A 14,561-nucleotide genomic window follows, 5' to 3' on the forward strand; every position below is an offset into this window, starting at 1 on the left:
TTACTAAAGGGTAAATAAGCATTCCGAGGGGATTGTCAACTCCGTATTGCCGACGCGCAGCAGACTTTTAGATGAGACGGGCAGCCAAACCACTCCCCCTTTGCATCTCCCGCCCCAGCGCAACCGCCAACGTCGTGCCCGATCCCCACAACATCACCTTCTTGCGTGCCCGGGTCAGCGCGGTATAGACAAGGCTACGGCTTAATACTGCCGACTCCTCATCGGGAAGTAACAACCAGACCGCTTCAAACTCTGAACCCTGCGATTGATGCACCGTCAGCGCAAAGGCCGTTTCATGCGCTGGCAATCGCGCCGGAGCCAACGAACGCCAACCCTCACCACTGGGGAATACCACCCTCAAACCATCTGGCCCCATCAATGTAAGCCCGACATCGCCATTCGCCAAACCCAGTGTTGTCTCATTGGCCCGTACAATCACCGGCCTGCCGGCATACCAAGGTTTGCGTCTTATGTCCTGCTGCATCAAGCGGGTTTCGATCAGCCGATTCACAGTCGCTACCCCTGCCGGTCCTTCACGTACAGCACATAACAACCGCAGCCGATTAAATGCGGCAAACGCTTTAGCCGCATCCCCCTCTGCAATAGCAACGCGGTAGCCAGCCAAGGCAGGCCCCAAGTTTGCCAGCATTGTGGGCACCCACTCGTTGACTCTACCCGCCTGCCAGGCAATATCTGCACGGCCTTCCCGCAGTACTGCCAAGGCAGCATTCACATCACCCGCATTGGCACAACGCGCCAGCTCACCGATACCGCTATCGGCCCCAAAACGATGACTGCGGCTCAGCAGTGCAATGCCGTCACCCAATGGTATGGCGGAAGTAGCGGCGCGGTACTTGGTCCCGGTAGCTGCCGCCAAACGCGCCGCACCTTCCAAGGTATGGCCAGCCAGCCGTATAAGCTCTGCAAATGCACTGCCTGCCTCTACCGAGGCCAATTGGTCACGATCGCCCAACATAATCAACCGGGCATGCGCCGGCAATGCCTGTAACAAACGGCGAAACAGCGCCAAGTCGATCATCGACGCTTCATCGACTACCAACGCATCCAGGGCCAGGGGATTATCTGGCCCATGGCGTGGTGTGGCGGAATCGGGCCGGTACCCCAGCAAACGATGCAAGGTCTGCGCTTGATGCGGCAAAGCAGCCTGCGTAACCAGATCCAGGCCCAACTGCTGCTTAGCGCTATCCAACGCTTCCACCATGCGTGCAGCAGCCCGGCCTGTCGGTGCGGCGAGTACAACGCGGCAGTCCGGCTCCAATTGCAACAGTGCAGCCAGCACCTTGGCCACCGTGGTGGTTTTACCAGTGCCGGGGCCACCCGAAATCAAGGCAATCCGGTTCAACAACGCAGTTGCCGCCGCCAGACGTTGGCCATCGTCAGCCGCGGTACCGGCAAACAGCGGCGTCAGCACCTTACGAGCAGCCGCCGGATCGAGCCCGGTTTGGCCCGCACGCTGGCGCAGCAAATCCGCCAAGCCTTGCTCATCTGCCCATAGCCTGGCCAGATAGAGATTGTTGCCATCCAGCACCAAAGGCGCAAAACCTGTGGGTCCTGTTACAAAGCCGCTGGCTTTCAATGCAACACGCCAAGTTAGCCAATCCGGCAGAACTTCGCCATTCCAATGCCGCCCCGCCTCGGCAGGCAGATCGACACAGACATGTCCTTCAGCCGCCCGACTGGCAACCAGGCCCGCACCAAGCAAAGCCGCTTTGTTAGCTGCAGGAAAATGTACTGCCAGCCATTCAACAATTTCAGCTGCAAACGGGGCTAAGGTAGTGGTGTTCATCGTGGCGCCCCGCACAACAAGGTTTCCAGCGCGTGGATCAAACCGAGCGTAGGCCGGTAGCGCCAAACACCGCCATTTGGCATGCCACGCAAGAACAGATAGAGCGCACCACCAAAGTCTCGGTCGTAGTCGTACCCGGGCTTACGCCAACACAGGTAGCGATGCAAGGCCACGCAATAGATCAGTGCTTGCAGATAATAGTGTTCCTCTGCCATCGCCGTTTCCAGTTCGGCCGGGCCATAGCCCAGCAAGCGATTGGACTTCCAATCCAGCACATAATGGCGACCGTCCAGCTCGCAGGCGAGGTCGATAAAACCCTTGAGATAACCAGCACCGACTTCTGCACTTAAGCCCGCTGCAGCCTGGGCAAAAACAGGTGGCATGCCATGCACCGGGTCGGCCAACACAGCTGCCAATGCAGCCCAGGCAAATGGCTGCAAGCGGTAGGTAAATTCAAGCTCAACCAGACACTGTTGAGGTGGCAATCCATACAGGCTGCGGCCTTGCTCTGTAACCGGTGCGGCCATTGTCGCTTCAACCAGATCCGCCGCCATCCCCGTCCAGTCGGCATCAAAGCCATGGGCCAGCAGATGCTTGTGTGCCAGCGCTTCCAGTTTGGTACGGTCGCGACTACGGAAGTCCCAATGCTCAAACAAGGTATGCAGGCAAATCCCGGCACGTGGGCCGGCAGGGAAAGTATCGAACAGACCTGCCTTATCAGGGTCTGGCAACCAAGGATCACGAGGGTTGGCATCGTAATCTGGCGATTCGGCATGCACGCCGGCAGTCAAGGCAGAAAAGCTGCTCATCCGCCACTGCCAGCTTAAACGGCGTGTAAGCTTTGCCAGATGGGCATCGCCATGGGTAGGCGGAGATTGCATGTGCTCGGTTGCCACATCTGGCAACCTGTCAGTCCACCCCATGATCGAAGCGCTGCCTGCCTTGGCGATGAGCGCATCGACCTCCTGCTTCAGCGTATTCGCATTACGGTCCCGCTCTGCACCACCTGCAAGCAACCAACCCAATGCCGAGCTGGGCAAGTCGCTTACCTCCCCCCAGGCGATAAAGCAGGCACTCTTTGGTCGTGTCAACGCCACATACAAAAGCCGCAATTTCTCCGCCAGCTTTTCTTGCTTGGCTGCTGCACGGCGCGCTTCGAAACGTTCGGACCCGAAGTCGAGCACATTGCCGTCGCCCTCGTGGCAAAGCGCCAATGTCTCACCTTGCTTGAACAGCGCGCCTTCCCAAAGAAACGGGCAAAAGACCACCGGGTATTCCAAACCCTTGGATGCATGGATAGTCACCAGTCGCACCCGGCTCGCATCGCTTTCCAAACGCATCAGTCGGCCTTCGTTCTCTCCGCTCGAATCCGCCAAGGTATTCCGGTACCACGCCAATAGCGGCGCAAGTCCCGGTCGTTCACGCCGCGCAAGCTCTATCAATTCGAACAGGTGCAGCAGATTGGTAAGGCGGCGCTCGCCATCACGCCATGCCGCGATACGCTCGGCACAACCACTCTCGATCAGCCAAGCGTTCAAGGCCGCCATCGCGCCACGGCTATGTAGCAGCTGCTGCCAACGCCGGAAATCAGCCAAGGTGGCTTCCCACGCCGCTTCATCATGCAAACGGGCATACAAGTCGGCGGCCTCAAGCCCCATGCTGACAGTCGCCATCGCCGCCCGCACTGCACGCTCGGAAGGTTCGATCAAGGCGGAAAGCAGCTGGAGCAAATCCCTCGCTTCATCGGTATCAAATACACTTTCCTGGCTGAGACGCACACTGGGCACACCCCGCTCGCTCAAGGCCAGCTGCATGGCCTCCAGTTCAGCATGCGCGCCAGCAAGCACGGCAATGTCGCCCCCGGTCAGCGGTTCCTCACCAAGCTTTGCCACGCCAGAAGCCAGCAACGCTGCGATACGATCGGCACATCGGGCCGCAGCCAAACTACGCGCTTCGCCTTTGCCCAGCGCCTCGTCCCCCAACCATTCCCACGCCATGGCGGGCTGTAGCTGCCCGGTTATGGTCAGAATCGGTTTGTCGTCTTCGGCTGCCACCACGGGGTAATCAAGGTCCTCTAACAGGAAGGGTGTTGCCGACTGGCTGAATACCTGGCCTACCGCATCGACCAAGGCCGGCGTACTACGCCGGTTGATGGAAAGGCTGTAACGGCGGTTCAAATCCACCTTGGCGCGAGCAGCCAGATACGCATGCAATTCAGCACCCCGGAATGCGTAAATAGCCTGCTTGGGGTCACCCACCAGGAAAACGCTGGCTTGATTTGACGTACTGTTAAAGAGGCGGTCGAAAATCCGGAATTGCAGCGGGTCAGTATCCTGGAATTCGTCGATCAGCGCTGCGTGGTAACGGTCTTGCAGCGCGGCAATCAGCTGTGCACTGTTCGGGCCATCCAGCGCCTGCGCAAGTTCCACCAGCAAGTCGTGAAAACTCATCACGCCCAACGCAAGCTTTCGCTCCGCCACGCGTTCAGCCAGCTCGCCGATCAAACGGGCATGCGTAGCAGCCAGCCGCAACGCATAGGCCTGCTGCAACTGCATTGCAGTGCTGATAAAGGGCTCGAACAGGTTAAATACTGCCGGTACTTCCGCCGCGGTTTTCAAACCATTCGCCAGTTCACGTGCATAGAGGCGACGTACTTTGCTCTCGGCCTGGCCTGGAGATTTCTCGTCTTCAACCACGTTTGGCAAACCGTTGCCAGCCAACCATTGCCGCCAAAGCGCTATCGAACCCGCCAACCAATCCTTACGATGCGAGCCATTAAATTCGCCTGCTTCCGAACGAGTCGCCAGCCACTGCAAAGCTACGTCTCCATCCTGCACCCATGCATCACGCAATACCACTGCAGCCTCTTGAAACCGCATTTCACAAGCAGCGGCATCGACACCTATAGGCAGCGCAATACGCAAATCACTGTGGCTAAGGTAGGCACGCAGCAGCTTCAGCCAGTTTTCGGGTGACGCCTTGTTAGCAATCAACCAACCAAGCCAAGCCGGGCTCGCCGCAGCAACTTCTGCCTTCCAGGCTGCATCAGCGGCCGACTGCAACAGATCAGCCTCATCAGCCAGGAACTCGCGCTCCAGCTCCAAGCCCGCCAACAGTGCATTCTCACCCAACGCACGCTGGCAAAAGCTATGGATGGTGAACACCGCCGCGGCATCGAACCCCGATACCGCAGTACGCAAACGCTTGGCAGCATCCAGCCGGGCGTCCTCAGTAGTGGCGGCAAGCAATGCAGCGCAAAAATCATCTACCGGCTGGTTACGCTCGAAGCTGTCGGCCAGTTGGCCCAGGCGGGCACGAATCCGGCCACGCAATTCAGCAGTGGCGGCCTTGGTGTAGGTCACCACCAGTATCTGCTCTGGGCTCAGCGCTTTCTCCAGCACCAGGCGGGCATACAAAGCGGCGATCGTCCAGGTCTTACCAGTACCGGCACTCGCCTCAATAAGGTTCAGGCCATCCAGTGGGGCACCCAGGGCTGAAAAGACGGCACTCATGCCAGCTTCCCCCGGGTCTCGTGCGTCAACAGTGGCAGTAACAACTGTTCGGCCATGGCGGTGAAATCGTCATCAAACGGTGCCTGGCCGCGCCACAGCGCACGTACGCTGTCGAAGTCCCTCTCTCCGGTCTGAAGTGCAGACCCGTCCCATACCTTACGGGCATTGACCATGGCACGCTCCGGGCCGCCATCGCGCTTTGCGACCAAGCCCTCGGCATAGGCAAAGCTGCTGCGCGGCAACCATGGTAATGGGCGTTGATGGGCTGTGCGATACGCAGCCAACCAGTCGGCCAGCAACGCATGGGCATCGATAGGCGTGGCATAGTCCGCACGTTCACTCAGGCCCACCATCCGGCTCTGCATGGCGACACCCGCAGGTTGGCAAACGCACAGCACCAGATGTTGCAACCATGCGCGTACCCGATCCGCTTCGCGTAACTTGCCTGCCTGACGCAAACCCAGGCCGGTACTGTCCAGGCCACGCAAGAGACCATGCAAACGTAAGCCATCGATTTCAATTTCAACCGGATAATCACCTTGGCCGAACTGCCGCCACAGCGACAATGCCGGGCCAAACTTCTCCGCCGCACGTTCCGCCCAGATTTCGCCAGCCAATCCTTCTGGCAATAAAGCTGCGCCATGCCCCAGCAACGCAAGGTTATCGGCCACATCCCCATCATTGCCGGCCAGTTGCAGCAAAGTGCGTTCTGCCGAACCATCCAAGGCAAAAGGTTCACGGCTTGCCAACGCCGCTTCGCTGCGCTCGAAACGCACACCAATCCGACGCAGAAACCAAGCGCTAGCATCGCTGGCAAAAGCCAGTAAATCGGCCAGGGCAACTTCTTTAAGGTGTTCAGACGGCAGGTTGGCTGTTGCCAAGTTGGGTGGATAACCACTGCCATGGCCAGCCAGCCGGGCCACACTGGCCCAACGTGGGTCGAATGCCGGCAGACTGGCATCCTCGGCAAACTGCTGAGGCGAGAACGGCTGCAACGCGTGAGTATGCACTATCCGCCGCGAGGCAGGCTGGCCCGCGGCATCCTGCCAACCGCTATCAATCGCGTCGAGCAAGTCGGCAATCACCGTCGAGGGTGGCAGCGCAACATCGCTTCGCACATCGCGGCCGGTATAGAACAAAAGCAGGCTCTCGCCCGCCGCCAGTACGGTTTCCAGGAACAGCCAGCGCTCATCCAAGGCCCTGGCCCGGTCTCCGCGGCGTGGGTGACGGGCGATCAGATCAAATCCATCGGGCTGGCTGTCGCGTGGAAAGTGGCCATCATCGAGCCCCAGCACAGCCACCACCCGGAAAGGCAGGTTACGCATAGGCATCAGCTGTGCGAAGGTAACACCACCTGTCAAGAAGCCCCCGGCGCTGGAACCAGCCTGCAATGCGCTGTTCAACCATTCCAGTACCGTTACCCGGCCAACTGCTGCATCCACACCACTACGTTCGGCCAACTCGCTCAGTTCCACCAATGCGGCACGTAGTGTATCGAGCGCGGGCAGATCCTCTTCGCTTTCCACAAACCACCGCCCAAGCCAATCTGCAAGCAGTTGCGACCACTCCACCAATGCCCGTGGCTGGATCAACGCATCCTGCCAACTTGCCAGGGTACGGATGAATCGACTCATTCCTGCTACTTGCGTCGCAAACCGTAAGTCCAGGTCCGCCACCGGCACCAAACCGGCGAACAAGGGGAGTGTTGATTCGGCAGCGCCCACCCCAACATCGCAAGACATGGCTACCCCGAGCAACAAACGACCTATCCCCGCCTGCCAACTGAAAGCATCACCATCGCGGCCACGTCGGATACCCGCGTCTGCAATCCAACCGCGCAGCAAAGGAAGGTCGTCCACCTCAAGGCCAAAACCGGCAGCTAGCGCTGGCATTTCCAGCAACGCGACCAGCCGGTCAGCTTCCCAATCGGTATCAGGCAAGCGCAGTAACTCCAGCCACCCCGCCAGCAACGGTGAAGCAGCCAGTCCCCCTTTGTCAGCCACGGCATATGGCAGCGTTGGTTCCCCCTGTCCGAACACCGCGTCGATATAGGGTGAATAGCTGTCGATATCAGGGCAAAGCACCACAATGTCAGCCGGCTGCAGGCTGGGGTTTGCCTGCAATCGCGCCAACAGCGCATCCTTGAGCGTCTCCACCTGGCGCAGCGGGCTATGACAGGCATGCACAGCAAGGCTCTGGTCCTGGTTATCCAATATCAACGCAGACCGCGTTTGCAGGGTGAGCACATCGTATTGCAACTGTTTGAGCAGACTTGCGGATGGCGGTGTCTCGTCGAATAGATTGGTCAGTGCGTCCACACCCGCCAATTCGTCGAAAAACACCCGCCCCTGCGCACCCCAGGCGGCCAGCAGCCGTTCCCCTACACCATGCGCATCGCCACGGCTACTGATATCGCCCCACGGTGCGCTACTGGGGTTAAGGGCGAACAAGCCCACATCAATACGCACAGCCAGGGCCTGCAATACCTGCAGCAACAAAGGGGGGAGGCTGGTACTACCAAACAACACAATGCGTTCAGGTAAATTCAGGGGTGCCGGGTCATGCAGGCGGTTGATCAACGATTGCATCAGGTCCGCACGGTGGGCGCTGCTACGATCTAGCGCCAGCTTACGCCACAGATCCATCTGCCATACTTCATCCGGACCCAGGCCCAGACTGTGGCCTGCCTCCCAGCTTTGCAGCCAGTCGGGCCGATAAACCAGATACTGGTCGAATACATCGGCAATGCGGGTAGCCAGTCGCCAACGCCTGCGTTCGGCCAGATAGGCATGCCGCTCGTTCTCTACAACAGCCACATCCTGCAATGCATGGGGGTAACGCACCGACAAATAACCCGCCAACCCGGCCGGCGGGTCCGCCAGCAAAGCATGTAAACGCCAAGCCAGCGCATCGCTGCCGAACGGGCCACTGCGTGGCTGTGGACCTAGCACGGTCTCGATCAACTGCCACAGGAAACCAGCCGGCAATGGAAAATCCACATTGGCGCAGACGCCGAATTGTTCGGCAATCTTCAGACTCAACCAACGTCCCATGCCGCGAGCCTGGACGATAATCGTCTCGCGGGCGTAAACATCAGCCGGCGGTATCGACAACACACCCTGCAACAGACTGGCCAGGGTATCGAGACGGTTGGATTGATAGAGGTGAAGCACGGGGCTCGGAAAAGCTGGGGGAATGCTGGCGATGATACCTGCGACCCGTACCTGTCCCGACAAGTTTTATAGCGACGATGGGGTTAGAGAAATACCAATTGACGCAAACCCGCGAGATGCGGGGCACACACTCTTCATGTCGCAACAGGCAGCAGATCCAGCTCACACCCAGCTTGAGGACTTAACGCAACATATCGCTCAAATAATGGACATGTTGCAAGAAACCTTGGCTGGCTATAGCTGACTCAGCTTTGCAGGGTGCAGCAGTGCAAACCTTGCGTTAAGTTCAAGTAGAATCGGTGTTTTATATCGTCCCGAAGCCTGTTCCTGGTTGTAAAAAACCCAGCGGACGGTAGACCCATTTAGCGAGCGCTTGTCACGATGCTGACCTTCCAGCAAATCATTCTTACACTGCAGAAATACTGGGGCGACTACGGTTGTGTGCTCTTGCAACCTTACGACTGTGAAGTCGGCGCCGGTACTTTTCATACCGCCACCTTCCTGCGCGCCTTGGGCCCGGAACCCTGGAATGCCGCCTATGTTCAGCCTTCGCGCCGGCCCAAGGATGGCCGCTATGGCGAGAACCCCAACCGCCTGTTCCAGCACCACCAGTTCCAGGTTGCGCTCAAGCCCAGCCCGGACAATATCCAGGATCTTTACCTCGGTTCGCTGAAAGCCCTGGGGCTGGACCCCACCGTGCACGATATCCGCTTCGTGGAAGACGACTGGGAAAGCCCCACACTTGGCGCATGGGGCTTAGGCTGGGAGGTGTGGCTTAATGGCATGGAAGTGACGCAGTTCACCTACTTCCAACAAGTGGGCGGCCTGGACTGCAAACCTGTGCTCGGCGAGATCACCTACGGCCTGGAACGGCTGGCTATGTATCTGCAGAATACAGAAAACGTCTACGACCTGATCTGGACCCACCTGCCCGACGGCACCCCCGTTACCTACGGCAATGTGTTTTACCAGAACGAAGTCGAGCAATCGAAGTATGCTTTCGAGCATTCCAACGTCGAGCTTTTGTTCAAGCAGTTCAACGACTATGAGAGCGAAGCCAAGCGGCTTCTGGAAGCGCAAGTGCCGCTGGCAGGCTATGAAATGATTATGAAGGCGAGCCATACCTTCAATCTGCTTGATGCACGCGGCGCCATCTCGGTAACCGAGCGGGCAGCCTATATTGGCCGTATCCGTACCCTGTCGCGCGGTGTTGCCCAGGCCTATTACGATGCCCGCGCCGCATTGGGTTTCCCTATGCTGAAAAAGGACTAGGTTGCCATGAAGACTGCTGCTGCAATGCTCCTGACCCTCGGTCTCGCCGCATGTGGCGGCAGTTACATGAATACCAAGAATGCCGAGCCGCCTATCCCTATTCCCGATAAGGACGAAGCAGATTGGCGGTTGTATGGCCAGTTGCCGGATTTCGACACCAAGGTTGATTTCAACAGTATCGAAACCGACGATGCCGATGGTTACAACGACCCGCTTGTGTATGTGTGGGTGCTGCGCGAATTCAAGTCGGACCAAACGCCAGACTTCAAGGACGAGGACGACTACCGCAAGGAATATTCCCGCTTTGCGATCAACTGCACCAAGGCCGAAATGGCAGGTGTTGCGGTGGAACGGCACGACAAAGATGACGACGAGACCAGTCGCCGCGACGTACCGGGCTTTCAGTGGACCTTTGAACCCACTGGTAGCGACAACTACAAAGCCGACTTTGTGCGCCAGGTCTGCGGACTGGCCAAGCAGAAGGAAGAAGCCGCTGAGAGCAAAAAGGGATAGGCACAGCGAACGCCACGCTGTGCAAAATACAACGGCTCAAACCCGAGTCTGGATCAACCCATTAAGGCGCCGGCTGGCAGCCTTGCAGTGAAAAAGAAGTTTATGAGTCAAACGCTATTGATCGAAATGTTCACCGAAGAACTGCCACCCAAGGCCCTGCCACGTTTGGCCGCCTCGTTTGCCGACACCATCGGCAGTGAATTGAAGAAACTGGGTTTTGCTACCGCAGAAGCAGCCGTGGTCAACTATGCCAGCCCACGCCGCCTGGCTGTTACGATCGCCAATGTCGCCGCTATGCAGCCAGACCGCCTGGTCGAGAAAAAAGGCCCGGCTGTTGCGGCGGGTTACAAAGACGGCCAACCCAGCCCTGCGTTGTTGGGTTTTGCTCGCTCTGTCGGCCTGGGGGCAGACGAGCTCAACAAGCTTGAAAAAGCCAGCGATGGCAAACAGGACGTATTCATCTACCGTGCTGAAAAGAAGGGTGAGCCACTGTCCGCCCATTTGGCTGGCATCGTTGCTGAAGCACTGAAAAAGCTGCCCGCCCCCAAACTGATGCGCTGGGGCAACCGCGACAGCCAGTTCATCCGCCCGGTACATGGCCTTGTGATGTTGCACGGCAGCGATATCGTAGCTGGTGAAGTACTCGGGTTCCAATCCAGCCGTGTAACTGGTGGACATCGCTTCCTGTCGCAAGGGCCGGTTGAAATCGCCAATGCCGATGCTTATGCCGATACCCTGCGCGAAAAAGGCAAGGTGGTGGCTAGCTTTGAAGCACGCCGCGCCACCATCAAGCAAAAACTCGACGAGATGGCTGCCAAGCGTGGCTGCAGCTATGCAGGTGGCGATGCCTTGATCGACGAAGTGACAGCGTTGGTTGAATGGCCTGTTGCCCTGGAAGGCAGCTTCGAGGAGGACTTCCTCAAGGTGCCGCAGGAGTGCCTGATCCTGACCATGCAGCAGAACCAGAAGTATTTCCCGTTGCTGGATGCACAAGGCAAGCTGACCCACCGCTACCTGATCATCTCCAATCTCGAAACCGCCGATCCAAGTCACATCATCCACGGGAATGGCCGGGTATTGCGTGCACGGTTGTCCGACGCCAAGTTCTTCTACGAGCAGGACCAGAAACACCGCCTGGACAGCCGAGTGGCCCGCTTGGCGAACGTTGTCTACCACAACAAGATCGGCAGTCAGCTCGAACGTGTAACGCGTCTGGAAGCCATCGCCGCCAACATCGCCAAAACCCTTGGTGCCGATGCAGCCCTGGCCGCGCGTGCAGCCCACCTTGCCAAGGCGGACCTCTTGACCGATATGGTTGGCGAGTTCCCCGAGCTGCAAGGCATCATGGGTACCTACTACGCCCGTCTGGATGGCGAGAATCCAACGGTTGCAGCTGCCGTCGAAGGCCATTACCACCCGCGCTTCGCTGGCGACAGCCTGCCTGAAGGCCCGATTGCCCAAGCAGTGTCGCTTGCCGACAAGCTCGAAACCCTGGTCGGTATCTGGGGGATTGGTTTGATCCCGACTGGCGACAAAGACCCATACGCTCTGCGCCGTGCAGCGCTGGGTGTATTGCGTATGCTTGTGGAAGCACGCCTGCCGCTGGACCTGAAGGAACTACTGGCGCAAACCGCCGCAACCTTCCCGACAGGCGTGGTGGCCGCAGATACAGTGAATGGCGTATTCGGCTTTATGCTGGAACGCCTGAAGAACCTGCTGGCTGCCGACTTCCCGGCTGCCGACATCGAGGCTGTGCTATTCGATGCGCCAAGCCGCTTTGATGAACTGAACCTGCGCCTTTCAGCCGTCGCCGAGTTCAAGGCATTACCCGAAGCCGCCGCTTTAGCCGCCGCTAACAAGCGCATACGCAACATCCTGAAGAAGAACGTCGCCGAAGGTACCCAATTACCCGCTATCAGCGCTAACCTGTTGGTGGAAGCAGCCGAACGCGATCTGCATGGCGCACTCACCGCATTGCAAACACCAGTCAAAGCCGCGCTGGCTGCGCATGATTACACCAGTGCGCTCAAACAGCTGGCTGGCCTGCGTGCACCGGTCGATGCCTTCTTCGACAGCGTGATGGTGATGGCTGACGATGCCGCCATACGCGGCAATCGCCTGGCTCTCCTGGCGACATTGAGTGAGTTGATGAACCAGGTGGCGGATATCTCGCTGCTAGCCGACTGACCCTTGGTGCAGCATGCTGGCCAGGGCCTTGCGCCCAACGCCGTATGCCTCACTAATAACCATCCACACTGCCATGAAACTCGTCATCCTCGATCGCGACGGCGTTATCAACCAGGATCGCGACGATTTTGTGAAATCACCTGCCGAATGGGTGCCTATCAACGGCAGTCTGGAAGCCATTGCACTGCTCAACCATGTGGGTTGGCGGGTGGTGATCGCCACCAACCAATCCGGCATCGGGCGGGGGCTCTTCGGCATGGCGGAACTCAATGCCATGCACGAGAAGCTGCACCGTATGCTGGCCAGTGTGGGTGGAAGAGTGGACGCCATTTTCTTCTGTCCACATACGGCAGACATGGAATGCAACTGCCGCAAGCCCAAGCCCGGCATGTACCGTGACATCGCACAACGCTTCGATGTGCGCCTGGAAAAAGCCGTTGTGGTGGGCGACAGCCTGCGTGACCTGGAAGCGGCCGAAGCAGTGGGCGCACAACCGATTCTGGTGCGTACCGGCAAAGGTGAGAAAACCCTGGCAACAGGCGGTCTGCCACCCGACACAAAGGTGTTCTACGACCTGATGGAAGCGGTGCTCGACCTCATCGACCAAGAGGAATCGTGATGCTGTGGTTACGCTCGGCACTGTATATGGCAGGATGGGCGTTAAACACGGTGTTGTGCGCCATCGGCTGCATGTTGGCCCTGCCCCTGCCCTATTCGGTGCGTTACCGGGTGATCAGCTACTGGTGTTGGTTCGCCATCTGGTGGCTGGAAGTCACTTGTGGGCTGAAGGGCCGGGTGATCGGGCAAGAGAACTTGCCGGCAAACGCCGCAGTGGTGATGAGCAAGCACCAGTCCGCCTTCGAGACCATGGCCTTGCAAACGCTGCTGCCTCTGACTGTGTGGGTGGTGAAGCGTGAACTCTTGTGGATTCCATTTTTTGGCTGGGGCATGTGGAGCCTGCGGCCGATTGCACTGGACCGTTCCCACCCGCACGAAGCCAGCCGTCAATTGGTACGGCAAGGTAAGGAAAGGCTGGCAAAAGGCGCATGGATTGTCGTGTTTCCAGAAGGCACCCGCGTGCAGGCAGGACAACGTGGGCATTACAAATATGGTGGCGCACGGGTCGCATGCAAGGCCGGTGTGCCAGTAGTGCCGGTAGCGGTTAATGCCGGCGAGTTCTGGCCGCGCAACAGTTTCTTGAAGTATCCCGGTGAAATCACCATCTCCATCGGGCCACCCATCTCCACGATCGGCAAGCATTCCGATCAGGTCGGCCGTGAGGTGGAAACCTGGATCGAGACCGAGATGGAACGCATCAGCGGGGTAGGCCCTTGCTGGCCCACCACCCGTAAATCAACAGATACACATGGCAATGCCCTCGCAGGCTGAAGACCGCCGTTCATTCACATTGGCAGGCCGTGCCGTCAGCGTACAGCTCAAACGCTCGGCCCGCCGTAGCGTGGGCTTGCAAATCAGCCAACACGGCTTGGTGGTTACCGTTCCCAATCGTTTCCCGCTTACCGAGCTGGATGGCATCCTGCATAAGAAAGCAGGCTGGATACTCAGCCGTCTTGATGCCATTGCCGAACGCCAACCAGCACCACCGCTGACATCAGGCAGCGAGATCGATTGGCTGGGTGAAACGCGCAGTCTGGCATTGGGGTTCAAGCGCGCAAGTGTCGAAGCAGACACGCTGTGCCTGAATGCCAATAGTGACGACGCAATTCCACTGGCGCTGGAAAAGCTCATGCGGCGCGAGGCACGCAGTTTTCTGGCAGAACGTCTGGCATTGTGGGCCGGCCGGTTAGGCCTGCAATACAGCGGGTTCAAGCTATCCAGCGCCGGAACCCGCTGGGGCAGCTGTACTGCATACGGCGTGATCCGATTGAATTGGCGGCTGATGCAGGCACCGCTCGGGGTGCTCGACTATGTCGTCATCCATGAGCTATGCCATCTGGTCGAACTGAATCACTCTCCAAGGTTTTGGGATCTGGTCGCCAGTGCCTGCCCAGATTGGAAACAGAAGCGTGAATGGTTGAAACACCATGGCAGCCGGTATTTCGCCTGGTGATGTTGTGTTCCCACTCGTGATTTCAA

9 protein-coding genes are annotated in these 14,561 nt (G+C 58.5%); 6 read left to right on the plus strand and 3 right to left on the minus strand.

Going from position 1 to position 14,561, the window contains the following annotated elements; translation table 11 throughout:
• Window positions 1-67: 67 nt before the first annotated feature.
• From recD to recC, 3 genes are read right to left on the minus strand one after another with little or no spacing between them, the layout of a single operon-like run.
• Window positions 68-1,807, minus strand: coding sequence for an exodeoxyribonuclease V subunit alpha (recD, locus tag ACUHMQ_RS03100; protein WP_445293981.1), 1,740 nt, complete (start codon window positions 1,805-1,807; stop codon window positions 68-70).
• A complete protein-coding gene (gene recB / locus ACUHMQ_RS03105; protein ID WP_445293982.1) occupies window positions 1,804-5,319 on the minus strand; it encodes an exodeoxyribonuclease V subunit beta in 3,516 nt (1,171 codons plus the stop codon). Before recB ends, recD begins: the two co-directional genes overlap by 4 nt.
• Window positions 5,316-8,555, minus strand: coding sequence for an exodeoxyribonuclease V subunit gamma (recC, locus tag ACUHMQ_RS03110; protein WP_445293983.1), 3,240 nt, complete (start codon window positions 8,553-8,555; stop codon window positions 5,316-5,318). Before recC ends, recB begins: the two co-directional genes overlap by 4 nt.
• A gap of 318 nt (window positions 8,556-8,873) precedes the next feature.
• On the opposite strand from recC, the gene glyQ reads away from it, so the two are divergent.
• The 6 genes from glyQ (at window position 8,874) to ACUHMQ_RS03140 (ending at window position 14,535) form a co-directional block, all read left to right on the plus strand.
• Window positions 8,874-9,764, plus strand: a complete 891-nt coding sequence (gene glyQ / locus ACUHMQ_RS03115; protein ID WP_445293984.1) for a glycine--tRNA ligase subunit alpha — start codon at window positions 8,874-8,876, stop codon at window positions 9,762-9,764.
• A gap of 6 nt (window positions 9,765-9,770) precedes the next feature.
• Window positions 9,771-10,277, plus strand: coding sequence for a surface-adhesin E family protein (locus ACUHMQ_RS03120; protein WP_445293985.1), 507 nt, complete (start codon window positions 9,771-9,773; stop codon window positions 10,275-10,277).
• Window positions 10,278-10,379: 102 nt separating this feature from the next.
• The gene (gene glyS, locus ACUHMQ_RS03125) at window positions 10,380-12,464 is read left to right on the plus strand and encodes a glycine--tRNA ligase subunit beta (protein ID WP_445293986.1); all 2,085 of its coding nucleotides are present in this window, start codon (window positions 10,380-10,382) and stop codon (window positions 12,462-12,464) included.
• 73 nt (window positions 12,465-12,537) lie between these two features.
• Window positions 12,538-13,083 (plus strand): D-glycero-beta-D-manno-heptose 1,7-bisphosphate 7-phosphatase, encoded by a 546-nt coding sequence (gene gmhB, locus ACUHMQ_RS03130; RefSeq protein ID WP_445293987.1) that lies wholly within the window; start codon window positions 12,538-12,540, stop codon window positions 13,081-13,083.
• Window positions 13,083-13,853, plus strand: coding sequence for a lysophospholipid acyltransferase family protein (locus tag ACUHMQ_RS03135; protein WP_445293988.1), 771 nt, complete (start codon window positions 13,083-13,085; stop codon window positions 13,851-13,853). Before gmhB ends, ACUHMQ_RS03135 begins: the two co-directional genes overlap by 1 nt.
• The gene (locus tag ACUHMQ_RS03140) at window positions 13,831-14,535 is read left to right on the plus strand and encodes a M48 family metallopeptidase (protein ID WP_445293989.1); all 705 of its coding nucleotides are present in this window, start codon (window positions 13,831-13,833) and stop codon (window positions 14,533-14,535) included. Before ACUHMQ_RS03135 ends, ACUHMQ_RS03140 begins: the two co-directional genes overlap by 23 nt.
• Window positions 14,536-14,561 lie beyond the last annotated feature (26 nt).

It is taken from the genome of Chitinimonas violaceus, assembly GCF_052601015.1.

Coding starts and splice junctions, on each gene's coding strand:
- recD (WP_445293981.1), bottom strand. CDS start 1,807: ATGAACACCACTACCTTAGCCCCGTTTGCAGCTGAAATTGTTGAATGG.
- recB (WP_445293982.1), bottom strand. CDS start 5,319: ATGAGTGCCGTCTTTTCAGCCCTGGGTGCCCCACTGGATGGCCTGAAC.
- glyQ (WP_445293984.1), top strand. CDS start 8,874: ATGCTGACCTTCCAGCAAATCATTCTTACACTGCAGAAATACTGGGGC.
- ACUHMQ_RS03120 (WP_445293985.1), top strand. CDS start 9,771: ATGAAGACTGCTGCTGCAATGCTCCTGACCCTCGGTCTCGCCGCATGT.
- glyS (WP_445293986.1), top strand. CDS start 10,380: ATGAGTCAAACGCTATTGATCGAAATGTTCACCGAAGAACTGCCACCC.
- gmhB (WP_445293987.1), top strand. CDS start 12,538: ATGAAACTCGTCATCCTCGATCGCGACGGCGTTATCAACCAGGATCGC.
- ACUHMQ_RS03135 (WP_445293988.1), top strand. CDS start 13,083: ATGCTGTGGTTACGCTCGGCACTGTATATGGCAGGATGGGCGTTAAAC.
- ACUHMQ_RS03140 (WP_445293989.1), top strand. CDS start 13,831: ATGGCAATGCCCTCGCAGGCTGAAGACCGCCGTTCATTCACATTGGCA.